Raw genomic sequence first — 26,676 nt, forward strand, 5'->3', positions numbered from 1 at the left:
CCGGTCTGTCGGTGCCATGGGGTAGACGTGGGGACGTGGACACGACCAGCACCACCCCAGCCCTCCGCGACCGCGCCGAGACCCTCCTCCGGGCACTGGCCGGCGACTCGGCGAAGCTGCGCGAAGACCAGTGGACGGCCATCGAGGCCCTGGTCGCGCAGCGGCGCCGCGCGCTGGTCGTGCAACGCACCGGCTGGGGCAAGTCGGCGGTGTACTTCCTGGCCACGGCGTTGCTGCGCGAGCAGGGCAGCGGGCCGACGGTCATCGTCTCGCCCCTGCTCGCCCTGATGCGCAACCAGATCTCGGCGGCGGCCCGCGCCGGGATCCACGCGGCGACGATGAACTCCGCGAACCCCCAGGAATGGGACCAGGTCCAGGCGTCGGTCGCGGCCGGCGAGGTGGACGTCCTGCTGGTCAGCCCCGAACGGCTGAACAACCCCGACTTCCGCGACAACGTGCTGCCGAAGCTGACCGCGAGCACCGGCCTGCTGGTGGTCGACGAAGCGCACTGCATCTCCGACTGGGGGCACGACTTCCGGCCGGACTACCGGCGCCTGCGCACGCTGCTGGGCGACCTGCCCGACGGCGTGCCGGTGCTGGCGACCACGGCGACGGCGAACGACCGCGTCGTCACCGACGTCGCCGAGCAGCTGGGCCTCGGCACGGGCACCGACACGCTCGTGCTGCGCGGCACCCTCGACCGGGAGAGCCTGCGGCTGTCGGTGTGCCGGCTGCCGACGTCGCAGGCGCGGCTCGCGTGGCTCGCCGACCACCTGGCCGAGCTGCCGGGCTCCGGGATCATTTACTGCTTGACCGTGGCGGCGGCGCACGACGTCGCGTCGCTGCTGAAGGACCGCGGCTACCCGGTGGCGGCCTACACCGGCAAGACCGATCCGGCCGACCGGCAGGCGGCCGAGGACGACCTGCTCGGCAACCGCGTCAAGGCCCTGGTCGCGACGTCAGCGCTGGGCATGGGGTTCGACAAGCCGGACCTCGGGTTCGTCGTGCACCTCGGGGCGCCGTCGTCGCCGATCGCCTACTACCAGCAGGTCGGCCGCGCCGGGCGTGGCGTGGAACGCGCCGAGGTCGTGCTGCTGCCCGGCGAGGAGGACCGGGCGATCTGGGCGTACTTCGGGTCGCTCGCCTTCCCCGACGAGCTGCGGGTGACGCAGGTGCTGAACACGCTCGCCTACGCCGACCGTCCACTGTCGACGGCCGCGCTCGAGCCGTCGGTCGAGCTTTCCCGGTCCCGGCTGGAAATGGTGCTCAAGGTGCTGGACGTCGACGGCGCGGTGCGGCGCGTCAAGGGCGGCTGGACGAGCACGGGCGAGGAGTGGGAGTACGACCGCGGGCGGTACCGGCGGGTCGCGGAGGCCCGGGAGCGCGAACAGGACGCGATGCTCGGCTACCTGGCGACCGACGGCTGCCGGATGGAGTACCTGCGCCGCCAGCTCGACGACCCCGAGGCGGCGCCGTGCGGGCGGTGCGACAACTGCACCGGGCAGCACTGGGACACGTCGGTGTCCGAAGACGTCGCCGAGGCGACCCGCGAACGGCTGCAGCGGCCGGGGGTCGAGGTCGCGCCGCGGAAGCAGTGGCCCACCGGGATGTCCTCTTTGGACGTTCCGGTCTCCGGCCGGATCGGGGCCGACGACCAGGCCGAGCCGGGTCAGGTGCTCGGGCGGCTCACCGACGTCGGCTGGGGCAACCGGCTGCGGGAACTGGTCGGCCCCCAGGCGAAGGACGCCGAGGTGCCGGACTCGGTGTTCAAGGCGTGTGTGCAGGTGCTCGCCGGGTGGCAGTGGGCGGAGCGGCCGGTGGCGGTGGTCGCCGTCCCGTCGGAAACGCGGCCGCAGCTCGTGTACAGCCTCGCGACGCGGCTGGCCGAGATCGGCAAGCTGGACTTCCTCGGCACGCTCGACGCGGACGGCCCGCCACCGCGGCAGGCGAACAGCGCGCAACGGCTGGCGGACCTGTGGCGGCGGCTGAGCATGCCGGGCGACCTCGCCGGGATCCTGCCGGCCGGGCCGGTGCTGCTGGTCGACGACGTCATCGACACGGGCTGGACGATGACGCTGGCCGCGCGCCTGCTGCGGCGGGCCGGGGCACCCGCCGTCCTGCCGTTCGCGCTGGCGAGCACGGCTTAGGAGAAGGGAGAACGGGCAGAACCTTTCGAACCGCGAACGGATGTGGCAAAGTCCCGTCCACCCTCGGGTGACGTGGAGGCCGCCATGACCGAGTCCACCGTTCGGGCAACCCAGCGGCACCGGTTGCCGGTGCGCAAGCTGTTCGCGGCGAGCGCGGGCAATGCGCTGGAGTGGTTCGACTGGACGATCTACGCGACGTTCAGCATCTACTTCGCCAGCGCGTTCTTCCCCGCCGGGAACGACACCCTGGCCCTGATCAACACCTTCGCGACGTACGCGCTCGCGTTCTTCTTCCGCCCGCTGGGCGGGGTCCTGCTCGGGCGCTTCGCGGACACGCGCGGCCGGAAGCCGGCGATGATCCTCACCATCCTGCTCATGGCGGGCGGGTCGGTGGCGATCGGGTTGCTGCCGACGTTCTCGCAGGTCGGCTGGCTCGCGCCGATCCTGCTGCTGCTCGCCCGCGTCGCGCAGGGGCTTTCGCTCGGCGGTGAGGTGTCGAACGCGTCGGCCTACCTGGGCGAGATCGCGCCGCCGGAGCGGCGCGGCCGGTACTCGGCGTTCTTCTACATCTCGACCGGGTCGGCGGTGCTGGTCGCGACCGTGCTCGGGTTCGTCCTGGCCCGGGCGCTGGACAAGGCGCAACTCGTGTCCTGGGGCTGGCGGGTGCCGTTCCTGCTGGGCGGCGTCTTCGGGCTCGTCGGGCTGTGGCTGCGCCGGAGTCTCGCCGAGACCGAGCTGTTCGAGCAGACGAAGACCAAGGCGCGCAAGCTCGAGCGGCCGTTGCTGACGACGCTGACGCACCACCCGAAGGCCGTCGGGCGGCTCGTCGGCTTCACGATGCTCTCGACGCTTTGCTACTACACGTTCTTCAGCGCGCTGACGTCGTTCGCGGTGAAGAACCGGCACGCCGACGCCGACGCCGTCTTCCTCGCGCTTTCGGTCGGGACGGCGTTGTTCATCGCGCTGCAGTACCCGATGGGCGCGCTCGCGGACCGGGCCGGGCGGAAGCCGCAGCTGCTGGTCTGGTCCGGGGCGACCGCGGTGGTCGTCGTGCCGCTGTCCACTTTGATCGGTCCGAACGTCGGCGGCCTGCTCGTGGTGTTCTGCGTCGGGCTCGGGCTGTACACGGCGATGACGTCGATCGCGCCGGCCATCATGAGCGAGCTGTTCCCCACCGAACTGCGCGGACTGGGGATCGGCGCCTGGTACAACCTGACCGTCGCGATCTTCGGCGGCACCGCGCCGCTGCTCATCACGCTCTTCGGCACGGTCTCGCAGACGCTCTACTTCTGGTATGTCGCCGTGGGCGCGGCGATCGCGTTCGCCGTCATCCTCACGCTGCCCGAAACGAAGGGCAGCGAGCTGCGGTAAACCCTTCGTCACCGGCCGGTCACGCTCGCTACGCTGCGTGCTCCGAGACCGAGCCGAAGGAGGGACACCGTGCAGCAGACCGCCGACGTTACCGAGGAGCTGGCCCGCCGCGTGGTGGCCGCCGCAGGCAAGGCACTGGACGTCGAGCTGACGCCGGCGCAGGCGCTGGTCCAGGCGTCGCCGCGCGAGGGCGTCGACTACCAGGCCAACCTCGCGATGAGCCTGGGCAAACGGCTCGGCCGTCCGCCGCGCGAAGTCGCCGGGTTGATCGCCGGGGCGCTGGACCTCGACGGCATCGCCGATCCGCCCGAGGTCGCCGGGCCCGGGTTCCTCAACTTCGTGCTGCGCAGGGAATGGCTCGAAAACCGGACGGGCACGCTGCTCGGCGACCCGCGTCTCGGGGTGCCGGAAACCCCGGCGCCGCGGCGGATCGCGCTGGACTACAGCAGCCCGAACGTCGCGAAGGAGATGCACGTCGGGCACCTGCGGACGTCGGTGATCGGCGACGCGCTCGTCCGGCTCCTCCGGTTCGCCGGGCACGAAGTGCTGCCGCACAACCACCTCGGCGACTGGGGCACGCCGTTCGGGATGCTCATCGAGCACCTGCTCGATGTCTCGGCCGGCCGCAGCGCCATCGGCGACCTCGACGCTTTCTACCGCGAAGCGCGCCGGAAGTTCGACACCGACGACGCGTTCGCGACCCGCGCGCGTGAGCGGGTGGTGCTGCTGCAAAGCGGCGACGAAGAGACGCTCGGCGTCTGGCGGGAGCTGATCGCCGAGTCGACGCGGCACTTCAACGAGGTCTACGCACTGCTCGGGATTTCGCTGACGGACGAAGACATCTACGGCGAGAGTTTCTACAACCCCTACCTGGCCGCGGTGGTCGCCGACCTCGAGAAGGCCGGGCTGACCGAGGTCAGCGACGGCGCGATCTGCGTGTTCCCGGAAGGGTTTCGCAACCGCGAGGGCGACCGGCTGCCGCTGATCGTCCGCAAGCGCGACGGCGGCTACGGGTACGCGGCGACCGACCTGGCCACCGCCCGCTACTGGACGGCCGAGCGCGGCGCGACCGACCTGCTCTACGTCGTCGGGGCCCCGCAGGCGCAGCACTTCGCGATGGTGTTCGCCGTCTGCCGCGCCGCCGGCTGGCTGACCGGGCACGCCGAGCACATCGGCTTCGGCACGGTGCTGGGCGCCGACGGCAAGACCATGCGGACCCGGGCCGGCGACACGGTCAAGCTGGCCGACCTGCTCACCGAAGCCGTCTCGCAGGCCGCCGCGGTCGTCGCCGAACGCAGTGAGCTCGACGCGGCCGGACGGGCCGAAGTCGCGCGGGCGGTCGGCATCGGCGCGGTCAAGTACGCGGACCTGTCCGGCGACCGCGAGCGCGACTACGTCTTCGCGTGGGACCGGATGCTCGCCAAGGAGGGCAACACCTCGGTGTACCTGCAGTACGCGCACGCGCGGACGCAGTCGATCCTCCGCAAGGCGGGTGGCGTTCCCGGCGGGACGGAAATCCTGCTGGAAGCGCCGGCGGAACGGGCGTTGGCGTTGAAGCTGTTGAGGTTCGGCGAAGCGCTGAAGGCCGCGACGACTGCGTACGCGCCGCACAAGCTCTGCACGTACCTGTACGAGACGGCGGTCGCGTTTTCTCGGTTCTTCGAGGAATGTCCGGTCCTGAAGGCGCCTTCGCCGTCGCTGCGCGCGTCACGGCTGAGGTTGACTAGGCTGACGTCGCACACGCTCGCGCTCGGGCTTTCCCTGCTCGGCATCGAAGCACCCGACCAGCTCTAGCGGGAGACCACTGTGGAACTGCCCGGCGACCTGCTCGCCCTGCTGCGCGAGCCCAGCCTCTGCTTCCTGTCGACGCTGATGCCCGACGGCTCGCCGCAGCTCACCCAGACCTGGGTGGACACCGACGGCACGCACATCCTCGTCAACACCGTGCTGGGGCACCAGAAGCAGCGCAACATCGCGCGCGACCCGCGGGTGGCGCTCAACGTCGCCGACCGCGACCGGCCGTCGCGCTACTTCGCGATTCGCGGGCGGGTCCTCGACATGACCGAGGACGGCGCCGTCGAGCACATCGAAAAGCTCTCGCAGCGCTACCTCGGCGGCCCGTACCCGTGGTGGGGCGGGCGCGACCAGACGCGGCTGCTGCTCACGATCAAAGCGGACCGGATCGCGTCGTGATCATCATCGCCGGCTGGCTCGCCGTCGCGCCCGAAGAGCGGAATGCCTACCTCGACGGGTGCGCCGAGGCCGTCCGGCTCGCGCGGGAAGCACCCGGCTGCCTGGAGTACGCGCTGGGTGCCGACCTGCTCGACCCCGGCCGGATCACCGTGTACGAGCGCTGGGAGTCCGACGAGGACCTCGAGCGCTTCCGCGGGTCCGGGCCGTCGGACGAACAGTCCGCGCAGATCCTCGACGCGTCCGTGGCGCGCTACCGGATTTCGGCGGTCGAGGCGCCGTGACCCGCTAGCAGCGTCACCAGTTCACCGGCCAGGCCGCGGCCGATCGGCTCCCGCGTCGCGAGGAGCCGGTACCAGAGCGTGCCGCGCTCGCGGGCGCGCTCGACGATCGTGCCCAGCGCTTCGCGGCGGCGGTGCAGGAAGTCCTCGCGGAACCGGTTGCCGAACTCCGGGTCGAGCTGCGCCTGCGCCATCAGCGCGCGCAGCGTGTCCGCGACCTGGTTCTTCTCCCTCAGTTCGAACGTGCTGTCCAGGAAGAGCCCGAGGCCGGCGCGGAACGACCCCTCGTCGGGGATCGGGATCTGCAGATCGGCCTTCGCCGCGAGCGCGTCGAGGAGGACGTCGGCCTTCGACGGTCAGCGTGCCGTAGCCCGCCTCCGCGACCAGGTCGAGCGTGGCGGCGAGGATCGCGAGGCGGCTCTGCTCGCTGCGTGGCGGAGGTGGTGACGCTGGCGGCGACGAACCGGAACCTGACGGGAACGGTCCTGGAAGCCGACGGCGGCGCGCGGCTGGTTTCGCTGAGGTGAGAGTGGGTGGCACTTTCACGTGAAAGTGCCGCCGGGGGTCAGGCGACGCGCGGAGCTTTCACGTGAAAGCTCCGCCTGGGATGGCGGTGGGCGGAGCTTTCGTAGGGAAAGTGGCGCTTGGGGTTCGGGTCAGCGGCGCAGGGGGACCAGGTCGTCCGCGTGGACCACCTCTCGGCGCTGCTCCTCCGGGAGCTCGTGCGATGACCTTCCGATCAGCTCCGGGAGCTCCGTCGCGTCGAACGCCACCACTCCGCGGGCCACCGGGCGGTCCTTCGTGTCCACCAGGTCGACCACGTCGCCCGCCTGGAACTCGCCCGCCACGCCCGTGATCCCCGCCGCCAGCAACGATCGGCGGCGGCGGACCACCGCCGTCACCGCGCCGTCGTCCAGGCGGAGCGTTCCCGTCGTGTCCGCCGCGTAGCCCAGCCAGAACCGGCGGGCCGACAGGCGCGTGTCCGCCGGGGCGAACGCCGTTCCCGGAGACGCCGATGTCAACGCTGCCGACGCTTCCGAAGCCGCCGCCAGCAGGACCGGGATGCCCGCTCCCGCCGCCGTCCGGGCCGCCGCCAGCTTCGAGACCATGCCGCCCGTGCCCAGGCCGGAACTCGACATGCCGACCGAGATCCCGTCCACATCGGACTCCGACAGGACCTCCGTCAGCTTGCGGGTCGCGCCGTCGCGGGGGTCTCCGTCGTACAGACCGTCCACATCGGACAAAAGGACCAGCGCGTCCGCGCCGATCAGGTGGGCCACCAACGCCGCCAGGCGGTCGTTGTCGCCGAAGCGGATCTCTTCCGTCGCCACCGTGTCGTTCTCGTTGACCACCGGGACCGCGCCCAGCGCCAGCAACCGCGAGAACGTGCGCTGCGCGTTGCGGTAGTGCGACCGGCGGACGACGTCGTCCGAAGTGAGCAGCACCTGGCCGACCGTCAGCGAATACCGGCCGAACGACTCCGCGTACGCGTGGGCCAGCTGCAGCTGCCCCACGCTCGCCGCCGCCTGCTGCGTCGCCAGGTCACGCGGGCGCTTGCCCAGCGAGAGCGGGGCGAGGCCGGCGCCGATCGCGCCCGAGGACACCAGCACGATCTGCGCGTCGCGGGATACGCGCTCGGCGATCGCGTCGACCAGTGCGTCCAGGCGGGCGACGTCGAGGCCGCTGCCCGCCGTCGTCAGGGCCGACGAGCCGACCTTGACCACCAACCGGCGAGCACGAGCGATCGCTTCACGCGTGCCGCTCACGCGTCGAGGTCCAGGTCGTCGTCCTCGCCGGTGCCGTCACGGCGGATCCGGCGGGCCTCCTTGCGCTCGGCCGCGCCGACGCGGTCGCTGCGCTCCAGCCGGACGTCCGTGCCGCGGCCCGACAGGTGCATCGCCACCGAAGGCGTCGACGGCTCCCACTCGAACTGGACGTCGCCGATCGTGACCGGGCTGCCCGGCACCGCGCCGAGCTTCGCCAGCTTTTCCTCGACGCCGAGGCGCTCGAGCCGGTCGGCGAGGTAGCCGACGGCCTCGTCGTTGCCGAAGTTGGTCTGGCGGATCCACCGCTCCGGACGGTTTCCGCGCACGATGAACGCGCCCTCTTCCTCGGGGTCGACCTCGACGGTGAACCCGGAGTCGTCGACGGCCAGCGGCCGCAGGACGATCTTCTCCGGCTCCAGCACCGGCTGCGCCTCGCGGTACTCCTCGACGACCGCCGCGAGCGCGAACGTCAGCTCCCGCAGGCCCTTGCGCGACGCCGTGGAGACCTCGAACACGCGCAGGCCGCGCGCTTCCAGCTCCGGCCGGACGAACTCGGCGAGCTCGGCGGCCTCCGGAACGTCGATCTTGTTGAGCACGACGACGCGGGGCCGTTCCTCGAGCTTGCCGCCGAGGCCCGGGGTGTACTTCGAAAGTTCCTCTTCGAGAGCGTCCACATCGGACAGCGGGTCGCGGCCCGGCTCCAGCGTGGCGCAGTCGACGACGTGCACCAGCACCGCGCACCGCTCGATGTGGCGGAGGAAGTCGAGGCCCAGGCCCTTGCCCTCGGACGCGCCCGGGATCAGGCCGGGCACGTCGGCCATCGTGAACACCGTCTCGCCGCCGGTGATGACGCCGAGGTTCGGCACCAGCGTGGTGAACGGGTAGTCGGCGATCTTCGGCTTGGCCGCGGACAGCACCGAGATCAGCGACGACTTGCCCGCCGACGGGAAGCCGAGCAGGCCGACGTCGGCGACCGAGCGCAGCTCCAGCGTCAGGTCCCGGCTTTCGCCCGGCTCGCCAAGCAGCGCGAACCCGGGGGCCTTGCGGGCCTTCGACGCGAGCGCCGCGTTGCCGAGGCCGCCGCGGCCGCCCTGCGCCGCGACGAACGTGGTGCCGGGGCCGATCAGGTCGGCGACCATCTCGCCGTCCTCGGTGAACACGACGGTGCCGGACGGCACCTTCATCACCAGGGTCTCCCCCGCCGCGCCGGCGCGGTTGCCGCCCTGGCCCATCTTGCCGCTGCCCGCCTTGGCGTGCGGGCGGAAGTGGAAGTCCAGCAGCGTGTGCACGTTCGGGTCGACGACCAGCAGGACGTCGCCGCCGTTGCCGCCGTTGCCGCCGTCCGGGCCGCCGAGGGGCTTGAACTTTTCGCGGTGCACCGAGGCGCAGCCGTTCCCACCGTCACCTGCGGTCAGGTGGATCACCGCACGGTCCACGAACCGGGACGCCATGACTTGCCTCTTTCACCTGCGGAAGATCGGACACAAAAAGAAACGAGGGGTGGCACCGGATATTCCGGCCCCACCCCTCGTCAGAGGTCTAGACAGAAGCCGAATCAGGCTTCCGACGGCACGATGTTGACCGTCTTGCGGCCACGCTTCTCGCCGAACTTGACCGCACCGGCGGCCAGGGCGAACAGCGTGTCGTCGCCGCCACGGCCGACGTTCACGCCGGGGTGGAACTTGGTGCCGCGCTGGCGGATGATGATCTCGCCGGCGTTGACTTCCTGGCCGCCGAAGCGCTTGACGCCGAGGCGCTGCGCGTTCGAATCGCGACCGTTGCGGGAGCTGGACGCACCCTTCTTGTGAGCCATGGCTCAGCCCTCTTTCTGAAAAGCAGATCCGGAGAAGTTCTTACAGGGAGATGGCGGTGACCTCGACGCGGGTCAGCTTCTGCCGGTGACCCTGGCGCTTGTGGTAGCCCGTCTTGTTCTTGAACTTGTGGATCCGGATCTTCGGACCCTTGGTCTGCTCGACGACCTTGCCGGTGACCGAGACCTTCGCCAGCGCGTCGGCGTCCGTGGTGACCTCGCCACCGTCGACGTACAAAACGGCGGGGAGGATGTGCTCGGTGCCCGGCTCGCCCTCGAGCTTCTCGACCTCGACGACGTCGCCGACGGCCACCTTGTACTGCTTGCCGCCGGTCTTGACGATCGCGTACGCCGACACGGAAGTCTCCTGCATTACTCGACAATGGGTGGGGGCCCGCGCGACCGGCCCGCCTGGTGGAGACGGCGGTCCTGGACTCGCGCAGCGACCTGCTCTGGTGGCAGGCCGTACTACAGGTTACGTGGGGTGCCCCGGTGCGTTACCACCGGGGTCCCCCTAGTCGTTCACTTGCTCTGGTCGGAGGCGTGCACCGGCGGGCCCGCCGGGCGCGACGCGGCCCGGCGCGGACGGCGCCGGGTGGAGCGCGCGGCCGGTTCGGGCACGCTGACCTCCGGCTCAGCGGCCTCCGAGGAGGCCGTGACCGGTTCTTCCGCCGGTTCCGGAGCCGGGGTCCGTTCGACCTCGGGCTCCTCGTCCTGCGGCACCGGTGCCTCGTCCGCCTCGGTGGTCACCGGGGTGCCGGCGACCTCCTGGGCGGGCTCGGCGGCCGGCTCGGCCGCCACCGGCGTCTCGTCGGCCTCGGTGGTCGCCGGGGTGTCCGCGACCTCCCTGGCCGGCTCCGGGACGGACCCGTCGCCGTTCGGCGCGCCGTGGTCGTGCTCCTTGGCCGCCTTGGAGGCGTTGGCCATCGCTGCCACCGCCGACGCGATCGACTCGCGCTGCTCCGGCGACGGGACCGCGTGGACCTCGGCCTTGGGGGCTTCGGCCGGCTCCTTGGGAGCCTCCTCGGCCTTGCCGCGGCCGCGCGACCGGCGGGAGCTCTTCTCCCCGCCGCCGTTGCCGCCACCGCCGCCGTTGCCGTTCCCGCCGTGGTTGTGGCCGCCACCGCCACCACCGCCGCCCGAGCGCTGCGGCTCGGTCGAGACGACCACACCCCGGCCCTTGCAGTGCTCGCACGGCGTCGAGAACGCCTCGAGCAGGCCGGTACCGATCTTCTTGCGGGTCATCTGCACCAGGCCGAGCGAGGTGACCTCGGCGACCTGGTGGCGCGTGCGGTCGCGGCCGAGGCACTCGGTCAGGCGGCGCAGCACCAGCTCGCGGTTGGACTCGAGCACCATGTCGATGAAGTCGATCACGATGATGCCGCCGATGTCCCGCAGCCGGAGCTGGCGGACGATCTCCTCCGCCGACTCCAGGTTGTTGCGGGTCACCGTCTCCTCGAGGTTGCCACCCGATCCGGTGAACTTGCCGGTGTTGACGTCGATGACCGTCATCGCCTCGGTGCGGTCGATGACCAGGTAACCACCCGACGGCAGCCAGACCTTGCGGTCGAGCGCCTTGGTGATCTGCTCGTCGATCCGGTGGTCGGCGAACGCGTCGCCGGTGCCGGTGTAGCGCTTGAGGCGCTCGGTGAGCTCCGGGGCGACGTGGCTGACGTAGCCGTTGATGGTCTCCCAGGAGCGGTTGCCCTGGATCTCCAGCTTGGCGAAGTCCTCGGTGAAGAGGTCACGCACGACCTTGACCAGCAGGTCGGGCTCTTCGTAGAGCATGGTCGGCGCGCCGCCCTTCTTGCCGGAACCGGCGGCGGCCTTCTCCTTGATGACGTCCCACTGGGCCTTCAGGCGGTCGACGTCGCGGCCCAGCTCCTCCTCGCCGATGCCCTCGGAGGCGGTGCGGATGATGACACCCGCGTCCTCCGGGACGATCCGCTTGAGGATGTCCTTCAGGCGGCGGCGCTCGTTCTCCGGCAGCTTGCGGGAGATGCCGGTGGCGCCGCCTGCGGGGACGTACACCAGGAAGCGGCCGGGCAGCGAGATCTGCGTGGTCAGCCGGGCGCCCTTGTGCCCGACCGGGTCCTTGGTGACCTGGACCAGCACGGAGTCGCCGGTGGACAGCGCCTGCTCGATCTTGCGGGCCTTGCCCTCGAGGCCGGCGGCGTCCCAGTCGACCTCACCGGCGTAGAGCACGGCGTTGCGGCCGCGGCCGATGTCGATGAACGCGGCTTCCATGCTCGGCAGCACGTTCTGGACGCGGCCGAGGTAGACGTTGCCGACGATCGAGCCGGAGCCCGACTGCGTCACGAAGTGCTCGACGAGCACGCCGTCCTCGAGGACGCCGATCTGCGTCGAGTCGCCCTTCTCGGCGACGACCATCGTGCGCTCGACCGACTCGCGGCGGGCCAGGAACTCGGCCTCGGACAGGATCGGAGCGCGGCGGCGGCCGGCCTCGCGGCCGTCGCGGCGGCGCTGGCGCTTGGCCTCCAGGCGGGTCGAGCCGCGGACGCTGCGCACCTCGTCGCGCGCCGGGCGTTCGGGCTGCTCGGCCTTCGCCTGGCGGACGTGCGTGACGGTGTTGGGCGGGTCGTCGGTGCCCTCGGCCTCGTCGCCGTCCGAGCCCTTGCGGCGACGGCGGCGGCGACGGCGCTTGCTGCCACCCTCGCCGTCGTCACCGTCGGAGTCGGACTCGGCGGCGTCCTCGGCCTCTTCGGCGTCCGCTTCGGGCTTTTCGTCCGCGTTGCGGGACTTCCGGCGCGGCTGCTCTTCGGCCTGGTCGTCGTTCTCGGCGGTCTCGTCGCCACCGTCGGCGCCCTTGCCGCGGCCACGGCCGCGACGGCCCCGACGGCGACGGCGGCGGCTGCCGGCGTCGTCGTCTTCGTCGGTCTCGGTGGCCGGGGTGGTTTCTTCGGCCTCTTCCTCGGCGACCTCGGGCTCGGGGCGGGTGCGCTCCTGGCGCTCCTGGCGGGGCTCCGGGCGGGCTTCCGGCTCGGCGAACGGGTCGGCGGGCTTGCGGGCCGGCTTGACCGCGGGCTCGGCGGGCTCCGGCGGCAGGAAGACCGGCGACGGCGCGGCGAACACCGGCAGGTGCGCGCGGGTCTTCTGCCGCGGGCGCGGCTTCTCGGCCTCGGCGGCGGGGGCCTGTTCGGTGGCCTCGCCGGCGGGCTGCTGGGCGAAGGGCTGCCCGGCGCCGCGCCGGCCGATGGGCTGGTCCTGGCTCGCGCCGCTCCGGCCGGCCGGCTGGTGGCGGCCGGCGCCGCCCTGGCGGGCCGGCTGGTCCTGGTCGGTGGTGGCCTGACCGGCGGCCCGATCCTGACGGGCACCGCTCTGGCCGGCGGCCTGCTCCCGACCGGCGTTGCGCTGGTCGGCGGCCTGGTCCTGACCGGCGGTCGCCTGGTCTGCACCCTGGCCACGACCGGCACCGCCTTGGCCCGCGGCCTGCTCCTGACCGGCACCGCTCTGGCCGGCGGCCTGCTCCTGACCGGCGTTGCCCTGGCCGGCCGTGGCGGGCTCGGTCGCCTGCTCACCCTCGGCGGGCGCGAAGGCCTCGGCCACTTTGAGCGCCACGTCCCTGGTCACGCTCGACTGCGCGCTGCGCACGCTCTCCCCCAGCTCCGCGAGCTGGGCGAGGATGTCCCGGCTGTTCTTCTCGAGCAGCTTCGCCAGCGCGTGCACCCGGATCCGGGGCGGCAGGTCGGCGAGCGGGCCGCTCGGGGGTGTGGCGGGATTCCCGCCGGTGTGCTCGGCGGGTGTTTCCGCGTTCGACATGTGTCTCCTCCGCCCCCGGGCGCGTCTGCCGGTTCGCACCGGCAGGGACGCGGCCGCGCAGGGGCCCCTTTCTGTTCGTTCCGCCGTGGTGGTCACCAGCGACGGGAATCCTTGCCCGACGACCGGGCGCCGCACCACCGCATCCGGTGGCGCGCAACCCGGTCAAAGGTCTGCTTCGGCGCTGTGCGCGGCACTCGCGGCCCCCGGGCCGCCCGCCACGTCGTCCAGCCGCCCGGCTCGCGGGCGGCGACGCGAGTCACGGGAAATCGCGCACATCACCGGGCCACAACACCGCAGGCAGCACCTCTCACGTGCGCCCCGCGGCCCAGCGGCCACCCCGAGTATCCCACACCGGGTGACTGCTCCGGTGTACTCGGTACCTCCGCCCACGCCGCCGGGCGCGCCGCGAGGCCACCGGCCGGGGGAACTTGGCCGTAGCGCTTGTCCGCCGGGCACGGGGTGGCTACCGTGCGGCTCGGGGTGACCGGGATCTCGCGCGCCGGCACCCGCGGTTCCTGCATCCGGTGGGAGGTCCGGTGTCCCTGCTGGCGCGGCCGCTGCGAGCGGCCGTGTGCACCGTACTGGTGCTTTCGGGATGCGTCACCGCCGGTCCGGCGGCGGCCGACGCGCCCGCCTGCGGTCACGGCCGGGCCCTGCGTTACGTCGTCGCGTTCGACCGCGGCACCACCGAGTCCGCCGCCCGCGAACAGGTCACGGCGGCGTGCGGCGCCACCACCGGCTACTACCCGCAGATCGCCGTGGCGGTCGCCACGTCGGGCGACCCGTCGTTCGGCGCCCGGATCGGGCTCGACCGGGCGTTCAGCGCCCAGGCCGAGCGGCTGGCCGCGCAGCGCGTCACCGAGGTCAGGCCACAGCCCGCGCGGGCCACGCTGCCCGTCACCGACCCGGCGCGCGTGCCGACCGCGGACCTGAGCGGGCAGCAGTGGGACATGCGGATGATCAACGCGGGCCAAGCGACGGGCGATTCGGACGGCCGTCGCGACGTCGTCGTCGGCGTCCTCGACTCGGGCATCGACCCCGACCACCCGGACCTGACCGGCGCCCTCGACCGCGACGACTCCGCGGGCTGCCTCACCGGGGAGCCCGACCGGTCGCCGTCGGCCTGGGCGCCGACGACGTCGGTGCACGGCACGCACGTGGCGGGGATCATCGCGGCGGCCGACGACGGGCGCGGGGTGACGGGTGTGGCGCCCGGGGTGCGTGTGGCGTCGGTGAAGGTGATCGACGACCGCGGCTACGCCGACCCGGAGGCCGCGGTGTGCGGCCTGATGTGGGCGGCGTCGCGGCACCTGCGGCTCACGAACAGCAGCTTCTTCGTGAACCCGTGGACGCTGTCGTGCATCCGCGGCGACGACCGCGGGGTGGTGCACGAGGTGCTGGCCCGGGCGGTGGAGTACAGCACCTCGGCCGGGACGTTGAACGTCGCGGCGGCGACGAACGAGGCCGTCGACCTGACACCGTCGGCGCGCTCCGGCTCGGCCGGGCCGGGTTCCGGTTGCGAAGCGCTGCCGGCCGGGCTGCGGGACGTCGTCGCGGTGTCCGCCGTCGGCTCGGACCGGGTCAAGGCCGGGTACAGCTCCTACGGGCTGGGCGTGATCGACGTCACGGCGCCCGGCGGCGAGACCGGCGAGTGCGTGCTTTCGACGGTGCCCGGCGGGTACGCGCCGCTGTGCGGGACGTCGATGGCCGCGCCGCACGTCACCGGCGTGCTGGCGCTGCTCGCGGCCGCCTCGCCGAGCGCGGGGCCGCGGCAGCTGCGGCGGACGCTGGACGCCCAGGCCATGCCGATGCCGTGCCCGGCCGACTACGACCTCACCGGCGACGGCACCCAGGACGCCTACTGCGCGGGATACGAGGGGTTCAACGGCTTCTACGGCCACGGGATGGTGGACGCGCTGGCCGCCGCCGCGCCGCGGGGCAAGCCCGACCTGGCCCGCTGAGCCCGGCCGCGGGGATCGCGGCTTCGGGTGCTCGGTCGCGGCGAGGGGTGTGCTTTCCGCCCCGAGAGCCGCGCGGTCACGTCAGCAGGAGCTTGGCGATCCTCCTCGTCGATGCCCACAGGCCCACCGCGCCCAGGACCAGCAAGTACGCCAGGTTGGCCAGCATGCTGCCGGACAGGATGCCGGTCGCCAGGCCGCGCATCAGCTCGATCGCGTGGTACAGCGGGAGGCAGCGGACCAGCCACTGCAGCGGCTCCGGGTACACCGACAGCGGGAAGAACGTCGTCGCGAACAGGAACATCGGCATCAGGCCCAGCGCGATGTAGTCGAACTGGGCCGTCGACTTCAGGAACGTCACCAGGGCCATGCCGATCGCCGAGAAGGCCAGGCCGACCAGCAGGGCCGCCGGGACCATCAGCAGCGCCCACCACGACGCCAGCAGCCCCATCCCCGCCGCGATCGCCAGGAACGCCACCGCGTAGACGCCGCCGCGGGTCATCGCCCAGCCGATCTCGCCCAGCGCGATGTCCAGCGGACCGATCGGGGTCGCCAGCATCGCGTCGTACAGCTTCGCGTAGCGCAGCTTGAAGAACAGGTTGTACGTCGATTCGAAGACGGCGCCGTTCATCGCCGACGTCGCCAGCAGCGCCGGCGCCACGAACGCGACGTAGTCCATCGGGCGGCCGTCCGGGCCCGCCACCTCGGTGACGAGCTTGCCGAACCCGAGCTGGAACGCCAGCAGGTAGAGGAACGGCTCGGCCGCGCCGGAGAGGAACATCAGCCAGCTGTTGCGCGCCACCAGGACCGAGCGCTCGACGAGCTTGCGCGCCTGGCCCGCGTACAGCCCGGGCGGCAGGATCCGCAGCAGCAGCCCGGCCCGCGCCGGCGGGGCTTGGACGCTCACCATCAGACCACCAGCCTCCGGTAGAAGGCCCGGTGCGCGAACGCCCACCCGGCCGCGAACAACGCCGCGAGCACCGCGAGGTGGCCGAGCATCGCCCAGCCGCCGACCCCGCCGAGGCTCACGCCGCGCGCCAGCTGGGTGCCGTGCCACAGCGGGGACAGCCAGGCCAGCCAGCGGATCGCGCCCGGCAGCTGGGCGATCGGGAAGAACGTGCCGGAGAACAACGTCATCGGCATCACGACGAACCGGAAGATCAGCCCGAACCGCTGGCCCTCGTCGTACGTCCGGGCCGCGAGCGCGGTGATCGGCGTGGCGCAGGCGAGCCCGGTGATGGTGCCGACGAGGATCACCAGCAGCACGCCGGGCCCGGTCCAGGCGCCGAAGAACAGCGCGACGAACGCGTAGATCGCGCCGGCGAGCGTCAGCCGCATGGCCGTCCAGATCAGGTGGCCGCCGAGGACCTGGCCCGGCGACACGGGCGTGGCCGTGACGGCGAGGTAGTCCTTCTGCCACTTGAACCCGGACAGCACGGGATAGCTGGAGTCGCCGACGGCCTGCTGCGCGGCCCCGGCGGCGAGCAGGGCGGGCGCGATGTACTGGAGGTAGGACAGGCCGCCGGTGACGGCGCCGGGGCGGACCTGGGAGCCGAAGCCGAGGCCCATCGCGGCGAGGAAGAGGACCGGCTGGAGGCCGGTGGAGTACAGAGTGGACACCCAGTGGCGGCGGTACCAGGTCCAGTACCCCTCGACGCGCAGCCAGGCGCCGTGCCAGTGGCCGACGACGCGGCCGGTGGGTTCGACGGTGGTCATCAGTCCACCAACGTCCGGCCGGTCAGCCTCAAGAACACGTCCTCGAGCGAACTGCGTCGCACCAGGCTCGACAGCGGCCGGACCCCGCGGGCGTGCACCTGTTCCAGCGCCGCCTCGCCGTCGTCGCTGTACAGCAGTACCCGGTCCGGCAGTACCTCCACCCGCTGCGCCAGTTCCTCGACCCGCCGGGCCGCCGTGGCCTGCTCCCCCGACGCGAACCGCAGCTCGACCACCTCGCGCGTCGAGTACCGCTTGATCAGCTCCGCCGGCGAGCCCTCCGCGGCGATGCGCCCGTGGTCCATCACGACCAGCCGGTCGCACAGCTGCTCGGCTTCGTCCATGTAGTGCGTCGTCACGATCAGCGTCGTGCCCTGGGCCTTCAACCGGAACAACCGGTCCCACAGCAGGTGCCGGGCCTGCGGGTCGAGCCCGGTCGTCGGCTCGTCGAGCAGCAGCAGCTCCGGGTCGTTGACCAGCGAACGGGCGATCGTCAGCCGGCGTTTCATGCCGCCGGAGAGCGGGTCGACCTTGTCGCCCGCGCGGTCACCGAGCTGCGCGAACTCCAGCAGCTCGTCCGCCTTGCGCCGGGCCGCCGCGCGCGACAGGCCGAAGTAGCGGCCGTAGATCAGCAGGTTCTCCCGGACCGTCAGCTCGACGTCCAGGTTGTCCTGCTGCGGCACGACCCCCAGGCGCGCGCGGATCCGCGGCCCGGCCACCTCCGGGTCCAGGCCCAGCACGCGGAGGTCGCCGTCGGTGCGGGGTGACACGCACGCGATCATCCGCATCGTCGACGACTTGCCGGCGCCGTTCGGGCCGAGGAAGCCGAACGCCTCCCCGCGCCGCACCTCGACGTCGATCCCGCGCACGGCTTCGAACTCGCCGAAGCGCTTCACGAGTGCTTTGGCCTGCACCAGCGCCGGTTCCCGGTCCTCCGATTCGTCCACCCCCCGACCATACGAGCGGGCACCGACAAAAACCGAACGGTTTAGCCGCGCACGGTCACGACCAGCGTCCGCGTCACCCCGTTGACCGTCACCGAAAGCCGCGCGACGCCCGGCCGCAACGCCGTCAGGACACCGGAAGCGGGATCGAACGCCACGACGCCCCAGCCGACCGACCAGTCCGCGCTCACCGGGTACGACACCGGCACGTCCCGGGTGCCCTGCCGCAGGGAAGCCCGCACGACCGCGCGTTCGCCGCGGACCATCGAGGACGGCCCCGAAACGGTGAGCGAGTCGACGTTCGGCCGCGTCTCGAACCGCACCGGCTGGGCCCGGTCGGCCGGGTCGACGCGCAGCAGCGTCCAGCCGACGAACCCGCCGTCGCCGGGTGCGGCCGCCGGTGCCTTGCCCGAGTTGCCGTTGACCAGGTACGGCACGCCGTCCACGCGCGAGAGCGAGAACACGCCCGCGTGCGAAGCCACCGAAGCGGCGGGCTTGCCGGACGCCTGCTCGAACCCGGTCAGCCACTGGGTCAGCAGCGTGGCTTCCTTCCGGTCGCCGAGCTGGGAGTTGCCGGTCGGGCTCGGGTCCTTGACCGGGTGGTGCATCGCGACGACAACCCCGCGGACCGAGCGGTCCTTCACCGCCGAATCGAGCGCATCCCGCAGCATCCGGACCTGGTCGAACCCGCCCGCCCGCAGCGAGCCGCGCGAGGAGTCCATCAGCACCAGCCGGATGCCGCGCACGTCGACGACCTGGTGCGTCACCCCGAAGGCGGCCTGGAAGTTGGCGAGTCCGTTGCCGCCTTCGGCTTCGTGGTTGCCCGGCACGTAGTACCAGGGAACCTTGCCGTCCAGCTCTTCGGTGATGACTTGGCGAGCCAGCACGAAGTCGGGCGCCGTGCCGCGGTCGACGAAGTCGCCGTTGATGAGCACCAGGTCCGGCTTCGCCGCGACGGCTTCCCGCAGTGCCCGCCGCGCTTGGGCGACCAGCGGGCCGGCCGGGTCGTCCGCGGTGAACTGCGCGTCGCTGACGACCGCGACGCGCAGGCCGCCCGACAGCGTGCCGTCGGTGACCAGTGCCGGGTCGCGCGGGGCGGGGTCGGCGGGCACGGCCGTCGTCGGCGCCACCTCGAAGGTCAGGTCGTCGAACACCAGGTGACCTTCGTACTGCTGGTCCGGCACGTTCTCGACGGCGTAGAAGCGCGCCAGGCGCTGGCCGTCGGGCAGGCCGGCCGGGACCGCGGCGGTGACGTACCGCCAGCCCGTCCAGTCGACGCTCAGCGAAAGGTCCACAATGGACGCCACGTTCGCGGCGTCGCGCAGTTCGGCGCGCAGCCAGGCGCCCTTGCCGTCGCCGTCGACCCACAGCCCGATCTTCTGCGTGCCCGCCGGGACCGGCAGCGGCGACGCGGGCGTCACGTAGGCGGCGCGCGTCGCGGTCGTGCCGGTGAGCCGGTAGTCCAGCGCGAGGCCGGCGCCACCGTCCCGCCCCGGGGCCGCGGACAGCGCCGCGCCGACGACCGCCGGGAACACCGTCGCGCTCCAGCCGGCCGGCCCGTCCAGCGGGGCCGCGACCTGCGGCACGGTCCCGACCGAAGCGGCCAGGTGCGTGGTCAGGCCCCCAGCCGACGCAGTGATCGCCGAGGCGCCGGACGCGGTCAGCGCGGTCACCTCGTAGCCGTCACCCGACGGCTCGACCTGCACGACCGAGTGGTCGTAGTCGAGCTTGACGTCGTCGGGCTCCAGCCAGGTGCCGTAGCCGTCCGCGTCGTAGCCGTAGACCTTGAACGTGCTCTTCGCGCCCGCGGCCGACAGCGCGACCTGCTCGGTGCTCGTGCCGAGCCGGACCGCCTTGCCCAGCACGGAAAGTGCCGTCCGGCCGGACGCACGCCCGGACTTCGCGACGACGTCGACGCGGCCGGCGCCGTGACCGGTGACGACCCCGCGGGTCACGGTGGCCCGCCGCGGGTCGGAGGTGCTCCAGCGCGGGTCGGCGGCGACGGCGGCGCCGGTTTCGTCGTGGCCGTCGGCGACCAGGTGCCGGGTCAGGCCGGTCAGCACGCGGTTCGCGTCGCCGGTCGCCACGGCCGGTGCCGGGGAGAACGCCGTGAGGTTGCCGCTGCCCGGCACGGTCGCGAAGCCGATCCCGTTGGGCACCAGGCGTTCCCCGCCGTCGGACGGCGCGTTGCGGACGCTCGGCGCGGCTTCGCCCTCGTTGCGCGCCAGGAGCGTCGACGAGCCGCCGCCGTCGAGGTTGATGGCGTCGTCGGCGCCGAGGCTCTTCAGGTGCCGGGCCAGTTCCAGCTCGGTCATCCCGCGGCTGTCGGCCTGGCGTCCGTCCACAGTGGCCAGCCACAGCCGCTTGCCGTCGGCGGAGAAGCCGACCGCGGTGCGCGGCGCCATGGCGACGTTGTCGACCGGCTGCACGACGCCGTCGCGGAGCAGGACTTCGTTGCCGCCCACGGCGACCGCGATCTTCCCGGCGTCCGACCGCGGCGCGTACGTGACGCCGACGGCGTCGCCCGGCTTCAGCGCAGCGAGGACGTCCGCCCCGGCTTCGCGGGCCAGGAGCAGCGTCGTGCCCGCCGCGATGGGGCCGGCCGCGGGCTGCTCGCGCGTGGCGGTCACGACGCCGTCGCGCAGCTCGACCTCGCGTACCCGGGCCGCTCCGGCCACCGAGGTCGCGCGGCCCGAAGCGCCCCACAACGGCGTGTAGACGCCGATCGCGTCGGTACCGAGGACCGGGCTGTTGAAGTTCGTCGCCTCGACCGTGCCGCCGGGCAGCGTCACGGTCGCTTCGAGGAAGACCGAAGCCAGCTGCGCCTTGCCTTCGTCGGTGATCGACGCGGTGAGGTTGTGGCCGGCGGCGGGCGCGGTCTGCAGCTGGCCGCGGTCGATGCCGACGCCGATCGGCGCGCCGGTGGCGTTGATGTCGAAGAAGTCGCCGTTCACGCCGGCGACCGCGCCGGTGCGCGCGACCTGCTGCGAAAGCGGCGTGCGCGCGGAGACCGTGCCCGGGCTCAGGTATGTCGGCTTCAGGACCTTGCTGCCCAGGTCGACGGCGAGGGTGTCGCCGCGGATCCAGCCCGCCGGGTCGAACCGGTCGAACTGGGTGAGGTTCAGGCCGGGCGCGACCTCGGTGGTCGCGCTGCCGGTGACGAGCCCGTCGTCGGGGTCCGTGGCGGCGAAGGTGGTCACGCCTTCGCGAGCCGACGACGCGGCGGGCGCGGCCTCGACCGGCGGCGTGCCGAGCGGCGCTTTCAGGGGGTCGGCGTGGGCGGGGACGACGAACACCGTCGCGATCAAGGCGGCGAGCGGCAGCGCGATGCGTGACTTCTTCACCAGGTACCCCAGTATCGAGTGAGAGTGAGCCGGACCAGCACAGCGCAGTGGCACGGCCGGGGGAAGGCTTCCCGGTGAACGCCGCCTGAATGGTCTAGAACACCATCAGGGCGTGAGCGGCGACCGGAGCAACGCGGCCGCGGCGGCGCCGTCGACGCGCGGGTCGGGGCCAGTGCGCTTCCACAGCCGCAGCAGGAGATCGCGGGCGGGCGCCTCGACGGTGGCGGTCCCAGCAGCGGCCGGGCCGAGCGCGGGCGGCTCGCCGGGGTGCACGGTCCAGACGTCGCCGGTGTCGGTGGCGTGCAGCGAAACCGGCCCGGGCAGCTCGGGCACCGGGTGCCAGCGGGTGACCCGCGGCATCAGCACGGACAGGACCTCGTCGACGCCGTCCGCGGCGACAGCCGGGTCGAGCACGTGCGCGCTCCCCGAGTCGGCGAGGTGGACGGCGGTTTCGTGCACTTGGCGGCGGAACCAGAACGCCTTGGTCTTCTCGGTGCCGCCGAAGTGCCAGCACCGGTCTTCGGGAGTGGCCGCTTCGAGCGCGTCGAGCAGCAGGTCGGCGCTTTCGCGGTACCAGGACGCCAGATCGGCACCCGGCCCCTGCGCGAAGTCCTGGCGCTGGGACTCACCGGTGGCGACGATCGTCGCGGCCCAGCGGTGCACGTTCCCCAGGTGCGTCCCGAGGTCCGCGAGGGTCCAGGCACCGCAGTCGGGCACCCGCGCGGCCAGGTCGGCGTCGCGCAGCCGCTCGGTGAACGCGCCGGTCAGCTCACGCAGCACCGGCAGGTACTCGCGGGCCGGGAACGGCATGGTCGTCATCGGATCTCCCCCAGGAAACCGGGGCCGCGCGGCGGGCGCGGCCCCGGTGCCGGTCACAGCATCACAGGTCGGGGAACCAGAGCTTCAGCTCGCGCTCGGCCGACTCCGGGGAGTCCGAGCCGTGGACCAGGTTGTACTGGGTCTCCAGGGCGAAGTCGCCGCGGATGGTGCCCGGGGTGGCCTTCTCGACCGGGTCGGTGCCGCCGGCCAGCTGGCGGAACGCGGCGATGGCGCGCGGCCCCTCGACGGCGAGCGCGACCAGCGGGCCCGAGGTGATGAACTCGAGCAGGTCGCCGAAGAACGGACGCTCCTTGTGCTCGGCGTAGTGCTCCTCGGCCAGCGCCTGCGGAACGGTCCGCAGCTCGAGGGCGACGAGCTTCAGGCCCTTGCGCTCGATGCGCGAGACGACCTCGCCGACGAGGCCGCGCGCGACGCCATCGGGCTTGACGAGGACCAGCGTGCGTTCAGTCACGACGGTGTTTCTCCTTGGTACGGGTGAGGGTCGGTGCGCGTGAGCGTAGCCGACCGTGGTCACCGGCCCTGCGGGTGCAGCTTCTTCGACCACAGCGACGCCCCCGTGGCGTCCCGCAGGTCGACCGTCAGGTCACCGCTGCCGCCGTCGATGTTCAGCTCGCCGAAGTGCTGGAAGCCGTCGATCGGGGCCGTGTTCGCCGCCGGCGGGGCGTGCACGAACACCGCCTCCGGGCCGAACGTCGGGTCGAGCTGGTTCGGCCCGAACGCGCCCGCGTTCAGCGGCCCGGACACGAACTCCCAGAACGGGTCGAAGTCCTGGAACGCCGCCCGGTCGGGCGAATAGTGGTGCGCCGCGGTGTAGTGGACGTCCGCCGTCAGCCAGACCACGTTGCGCACACGGCGGCGCTGGATCTCCCGCAGCACCCACGCCAGCTCCGTCTCACGGCCACCCGGCGCGCCCGGCAGGTTGTTCGCCACCGCTTCGATCGCCGTGCCGTCCGGGACGACCAGGCCCAGCGGCATGTCCGCCTGGACGATCTTCCAGGTCGCCGTGCTGCGGCCGAGCGCGTCGGCCAGCCAGCGGGCCTGCCGGTCGCCGAGGATGTAGCCCGGCTTGGTCTGGTCGGCGGTGTTGGCGTTGCGGTAGGTCCGCATGTCGAGCACGAATACCTCGGCGCGCGAGCCGTACTCGAAGCTGCGGTAGACGCGGCCGTCGACGGCCTGCCGCGAGTCGATCGGGTGCCACTCGTGGAACGCCTGGTACGCCCGCGGCGCGAGGACGTCGACGCGCTTCTCGGTGTACGCCGGGTTGTCGAGGATCTTGCCCGGGTACCAGTTGTTGAGGACCTCGTGGTCGTCCCATTGGGCGTAGACCGGGACCTGCGCGGCGAAGCGCTTGAAGTTCGCGTCGAGGCGGTTGTACGCGTGCTGGCCGCGGTATTCGTCCAGGGTCTCGGCGACCTTCGACTTCTCCGCCGTGACGACGTTGCGCCACGTGCGGCCGCCGGGCAGCGTCACCGTCTCCGTCAGCGGGCCGTCGGAGTACACCGTGTCGCCGCTGTGCAGGAACACGTCCGGGCGGCGGGCGGCCATCGCCGAGAAGATCGTCATGCCGCCCAGGTCCGGGTTGATGCCCCAGTTCTGGCCGACGACGTCGCCCGACCACACGATCCGGGTGTCGCGGCGGCCCACCGGCGCGGTGGCGAACCGGCCGGTCAGCGGCTCGCTCGTGGCGCGCCCGTCGAGGGCCTCCGCCGTGACGCGGTAGTGGTATTCCGTGCCGGGTGCGAGGCCGGCGACGCGGACCTGTCCGGTCCCGCCGGTGGCCGGGCCGGCGAGCGGGCCCGGGATGCGGCGCGCGTGCCGGAACGACGGGTCGCGCGCGATTTCGACGCACAGCCGCGACGGCCGGTCGGCCCGCGACCAGACGATCGCCGAGCCGGGCGTGACGTCGCCGGAGGAGACGCCGTGGGTGAGCACGGGCCGGCCGGCGCGCACGAGCGGCGTCGCGGCGAACGCCGTCGAAGGCAGCACGAGACTGGCCGCGGCGCCGGTGAGACCGGCCTTGAGCAGGGAACGGCGAGAGTGGGTCATGCGCGGTTTCTATCCCGCCCCGGCCAACGCCGGTTTGCGCGCGGATGAACGAATCCCCGGGTTTTCCCCCATGTCCGCGTGCCGTCGCCATCGGTAGCGTGGCGATCACGACAAGGGGGTCAGATGAGACCATTCAGGAAAACCCTGGCGGTTCTGACAGCGGCACTCACCATCACCACACTGGGCACCGGCATCGCGGCGGCCGGTGAAGAAGGCAGCGGGAAAGCCGTCCTCCGCTACACCGAACACGGCATCCCGCACATCGTCGCGAAGGACTTCGCGGGCCTCGGCTACGGGTACGGCTACGCGGCGGCGACCGACAACGTCTGCGAACTCGCGAACATCTACCTCACGGTGAGCGCGCGGCGATCGAAGTACTTCGGCCCGGACGGCGACGGCTACCCGTCGCTGTCCGAGGCGGCGAACAACCTCCACAGCGACCTGTTCTTCCAGAAGATCAACGACTCCGGCGTCGTCGACCGGCTGGCCGCGCAGCCCGCGCCGCAGGGGCCGCGGCCGGAGGTCCGGCAGATCGTTTCGGGGTACGTCAAGGGGTTCAACGCCTACCTCGCGCGCACCGGCCGGGCCGGCATCTCCGACCCGGCCTGCCGCGGCGCGGACTGGGTGCGGCCGATCACCGAACAGGACTTCTACCGGCACTTCTACGCCATCGCGATCACCGGCGGCCAGGGCGTGGTGACCGAAAGCCTGTTCACCGCACCGCCTTCCGGCGCGACGCCGGCGCCGGGGACGGCCGGCCAGCTGTCGGATCAGGTCAAGAAGGCGCTGAGCGGCAGCGGGCTCGGCAGCAACGGCATCGCGATCGGCGCCGACTCGACCGCGGCCGGCAAGGGCAGCGTCCTGCTCGGCAACCCGCACTACCCGTGGCAGGCTGGACGCCGGTTCTGGCAGAGCCAGCTGACCATCCCGGGCCGGTTCGACGTCGCCGGCGCGAGCCTGCTCGGCATGCCGTTCGTCCAGATCGGGCACACCGCCGACGCGGCCTGGACGCACACGGTGTCCACCCCGGTCACGTTCGGCCTCTTCGAGGTGCCGCTGAAGCCGGGCGACCCGACGACGTATCTGGTCGACGGCAAGGCCGAGAAGATGACGTCCCACGACGTGACGGTCCAGGTGCGTCAGGCCGACGGCTCGGTGAAGCCGGTCAGCCAGACGTTCTGGTCGACGCGGTACGGGCCGGTGATGGGCGACTTCCAGGGCGTTCCGCTGCCGTGGACGGCGAAGTCGGCGTACGCGGTCCGCGACGCCAACGCGACGAACCTGCGCGGGCTCAACACGTGGTTCGAGCTGGACCAGGCCCGCAGCACCGGCGACATCGTCCGGGCGCTGAGCCGCACGCAGGGCGTCCCGTGGGTCAACACGATCGCCACCGACCGGGCCGGCAACGCGCTCTACGCCGACATCCAGGTCGTCCCGCACGTCACCGACGAACTCGCGAAGACGTGCAGCACCCCGTTGGGGCAGGGGACGTTCGCCGAAGTCGGACTGGCCATTTTGGACGGTTCGAAGTCCTCGTGCCAGTGGGGTTCCGACCCGGGCGCGATCGAACCGGGCATCTTCGCGCCGTCGCGGCTGCCGCAGCAGCAAAGCCGCGACTACGAGCTGAACGCCAACGACAGCGCCTGGCTGGCGAACGCGAAGGCGCCGATCACGGGCTACCCGCACATCGTCGGCGACATCGGCACCGAACGCTCGCCGCGCACGCGGGAAGCGTTGCTCACGGCCGAAAAGGGCGGCTTCACGACGGACTCGATGAAGAAGATGCTCTTCACCGACCACAGCCTGTTCGCCGATCTGACGGCGGCGGACCTGGCGAAGCTGTGCGCGTCCTTCCCGGGTGGGCTGGCCCCGTCGTCGACCGGTTCGGTGCCGGTCGGGCCGGCCTGCGCCGCGCTGGCGAAGTGGGACCACACGTACTCGCTCGACAGCCGGGGTTCGCTGCTGTTCCAGCGGTTCGCGGCCAGGCTCGGGAACGTGGACCGGTTCACGGTGCCGTTCGACCCGAAGCAGCCGCTGACCACGCCGAACACCCTGAACGTGGGCAACGCCGACGTCCGGAAGGCGTTCGGGGACGCGCTCGTCGAGCTGCGCACGGCCGGGCTGGCTCCCGACGCGCGGCTCCGGGACGGGCAAGCGGTGACGCGCAACGGCGAACGCATCCCGATCCACGGCGGCCAGGGCTTCCTCGGCGTGCTCAACGTGATGACGCCGGTGTGGGACCCGGCGCGCGGGAACGTCGAAGTAGCCCACGGGTCGAGCTACATCCAGGTGGTCGGGTTCCGCGGGACCGCGTGCCCGGACTCCTCGACGTTGCTGACGTATTCGCAGTCGGCGAACCCGAAGTCGCCGTACTTCAGCGACCAGACGAGGCTCTACAGCCGGGGTGAATGGGTGAAGGAACGCTTCTGCGAAGCGGACATCCTGCACTCCCCCGCGCTGCGGGTCGTCGTCCTGCGCTGACGTCC

At 72.3% G+C, this 26,676-nt stretch carries 20 protein-coding genes; 7 read left to right on the top strand and 13 right to left on the bottom strand.

Annotation, left to right across the window (positions count from 1 at the left end; genetic code table 11):
• The first annotated feature begins 35 nt into the window (after positions 1 to 35).
• The 5 genes from BLV96_RS28535 (at position 36) to BLV96_RS28555 (ending at position 5,992) form a co-directional block, all read left to right on the top strand.
• Complete coding sequence (locus BLV96_RS28535) at positions 36 to 2,147, top strand: RecQ family ATP-dependent DNA helicase (RefSeq protein WP_086678410.1); 2,112 nt, start codon at positions 36 to 38, stop codon at positions 2,145 to 2,147.
• A gap of 84 nt (positions 2,148 to 2,231) precedes the next feature.
• On the top strand, positions 2,232 to 3,518 hold the full coding sequence (locus BLV96_RS28540) for an MFS transporter (protein ID WP_086678411.1): 1,287 nt from the start codon (positions 2,232 to 2,234) through the stop codon (positions 3,516 to 3,518).
• Positions 3,519 to 3,587: 69 nt separating this feature from the next.
• Positions 3,588 to 5,312: an arginine--tRNA ligase gene (gene argS, locus BLV96_RS28545; protein WP_086678412.1), complete on the top strand. Its 1,725-nt coding sequence runs from the start codon at positions 3,588 to 3,590 to the stop codon at positions 5,310 to 5,312.
• Positions 5,313 to 5,324: 12 nt separating this feature from the next.
• Positions 5,325 to 5,711 carry a PPOX class F420-dependent oxidoreductase gene (locus BLV96_RS28550; protein ID WP_086678413.1) on the top strand — a complete coding sequence of 129 codons (387 nt, stop codon included), beginning with the start codon at positions 5,325 to 5,327 and terminating at the stop codon, positions 5,709 to 5,711.
• Positions 5,708 to 5,992 (top strand): putative quinol monooxygenase, encoded by a 285-nt coding sequence (locus BLV96_RS28555; protein ID WP_086678414.1) that lies wholly within the window; start codon positions 5,708 to 5,710, stop codon positions 5,990 to 5,992. The genes BLV96_RS28550 and BLV96_RS28555 overlap by 4 nt, the downstream gene beginning before the upstream one ends.
• On the opposite strand, the gene BLV96_RS50825 is transcribed toward BLV96_RS28555, so the two are convergent.
• The 6 genes from BLV96_RS50825 to BLV96_RS28585 all read right to left on the bottom strand — a co-directional run bounded on the left by BLV96_RS50825 (position 5,962) and on the right by BLV96_RS28585 (position 13,345).
• Positions 5,962 to 6,297, bottom strand: a complete 336-nt coding sequence (locus tag BLV96_RS50825; protein WP_341866110.1) for a TetR-like C-terminal domain-containing protein — start codon at positions 6,295 to 6,297, stop codon at positions 5,962 to 5,964. The two genes, BLV96_RS28555 and BLV96_RS50825, sit on opposite strands and share 31 nt — an antisense overlap.
• Positions 6,298 to 6,645: 348 nt before the next feature.
• Complete coding sequence (gene proB, locus BLV96_RS28565) at positions 6,646 to 7,755, bottom strand: glutamate 5-kinase (protein WP_086678415.1); 1,110 nt, start codon at positions 7,753 to 7,755, stop codon at positions 6,646 to 6,648.
• Positions 7,752 to 9,206, bottom strand: a complete 1,455-nt coding sequence (gene obgE / locus BLV96_RS28570; protein WP_086678416.1) for a GTPase ObgE — start codon at positions 9,204 to 9,206, stop codon at positions 7,752 to 7,754. Before obgE ends, proB begins: the two co-directional genes overlap by 4 nt.
• Positions 9,207 to 9,310: 104 nt before the next feature.
• Entirely contained in the window at positions 9,311 to 9,568 is a 258-nt protein-coding gene (rpmA, locus tag BLV96_RS28575) for a 50S ribosomal protein L27 (RefSeq protein WP_086678417.1), read from the bottom strand.
• 40 nt (positions 9,569 to 9,608) lie between these two features.
• Complete coding sequence (rplU, locus tag BLV96_RS28580) at positions 9,609 to 9,923, bottom strand: 50S ribosomal protein L21 (protein ID WP_086678418.1); 315 nt, start codon at positions 9,921 to 9,923, stop codon at positions 9,609 to 9,611.
• Positions 9,924 to 10,087: 164 nt separating this feature from the next.
• Positions 10,088 to 13,345, bottom strand: a complete 3,258-nt coding sequence (locus BLV96_RS28585) for a translation initiation factor IF-2 N-terminal domain-containing protein (protein ID WP_086678419.1) — start codon at positions 13,343 to 13,345, stop codon at positions 10,088 to 10,090.
• A gap of 536 nt (positions 13,346 to 13,881) precedes the next feature.
• Here BLV96_RS28585 and BLV96_RS28590 point away from each other — a divergent pair.
• A complete protein-coding gene (locus tag BLV96_RS28590; RefSeq protein ID WP_086678420.1) occupies positions 13,882 to 15,306 on the top strand; it encodes a S8 family peptidase in 1,425 nt (474 codons plus the stop codon).
• Positions 15,307 to 15,382: 76 nt separating this feature from the next.
• Here the strand turns inward: BLV96_RS28590 and BLV96_RS28595 are convergent, their stop codons facing one another.
• The 7 genes from BLV96_RS28595 to BLV96_RS28625 form a co-directional block, all read right to left on the bottom strand.
• On the bottom strand, positions 15,383 to 16,213 hold the full coding sequence (locus BLV96_RS28595; RefSeq protein ID WP_086678421.1) for an ABC transporter permease: 831 nt from the start codon (positions 16,211 to 16,213) through the stop codon (positions 15,383 to 15,385).
• Positions 16,213 to 17,019, bottom strand: coding sequence for an ABC transporter permease (locus BLV96_RS28600; RefSeq protein ID WP_086678422.1), 807 nt, complete (start codon positions 17,017 to 17,019; stop codon positions 16,213 to 16,215). The genes BLV96_RS28595 and BLV96_RS28600 overlap by 1 nt, the downstream gene beginning before the upstream one ends.
• The gene (locus BLV96_RS28605) at positions 17,019 to 17,963 is read right to left on the bottom strand and encodes an ABC transporter ATP-binding protein (protein WP_086678423.1); all 945 of its coding nucleotides are present in this window, start codon (positions 17,961 to 17,963) and stop codon (positions 17,019 to 17,021) included. Before BLV96_RS28605 ends, BLV96_RS28600 begins: the two co-directional genes overlap by 1 nt.
• Positions 17,964 to 18,004: 41 nt before the next feature.
• Positions 18,005 to 21,283: a phosphodiester glycosidase family protein gene (locus BLV96_RS28610; RefSeq protein ID WP_086678456.1), complete on the bottom strand. Its 3,279-nt coding sequence runs from the start codon at positions 21,281 to 21,283 to the stop codon at positions 18,005 to 18,007.
• A gap of 126 nt (positions 21,284 to 21,409) precedes the next feature.
• Complete coding sequence (locus BLV96_RS28615; RefSeq protein ID WP_086678424.1) at positions 21,410 to 22,123, bottom strand: maleylpyruvate isomerase family mycothiol-dependent enzyme; 714 nt, start codon at positions 22,121 to 22,123, stop codon at positions 21,410 to 21,412.
• Between the two features lie 61 nt (positions 22,124 to 22,184).
• Positions 22,185 to 22,595 (bottom strand): nucleoside-diphosphate kinase, encoded by a 411-nt coding sequence (gene ndk, locus BLV96_RS28620; protein WP_086678425.1) that lies wholly within the window; start codon positions 22,593 to 22,595, stop codon positions 22,185 to 22,187.
• A gap of 59 nt (positions 22,596 to 22,654) precedes the next feature.
• The gene (locus BLV96_RS28625) at positions 22,655 to 24,190 is read right to left on the bottom strand and encodes an alkaline phosphatase D family protein (RefSeq protein WP_086678426.1); all 1,536 of its coding nucleotides are present in this window, start codon (positions 24,188 to 24,190) and stop codon (positions 22,655 to 22,657) included.
• Between the two features lie 123 nt (positions 24,191 to 24,313).
• On the opposite strand from BLV96_RS28625, the gene BLV96_RS28630 reads away from it, so the two are divergent.
• Complete coding sequence (locus BLV96_RS28630; protein ID WP_086678427.1) at positions 24,314 to 26,671, top strand: penicillin acylase family protein; 2,358 nt, start codon at positions 24,314 to 24,316, stop codon at positions 26,669 to 26,671.
• Positions 26,672 to 26,676: the final 5 nt, after the last annotated feature.

It is taken from the genome of Amycolatopsis pretoriensis, assembly GCF_900107925.1.
GTDB lineage: Bacteria > Actinomycetota > Actinomycetes > Mycobacteriales > Pseudonocardiaceae > Amycolatopsis > Amycolatopsis pretoriensis.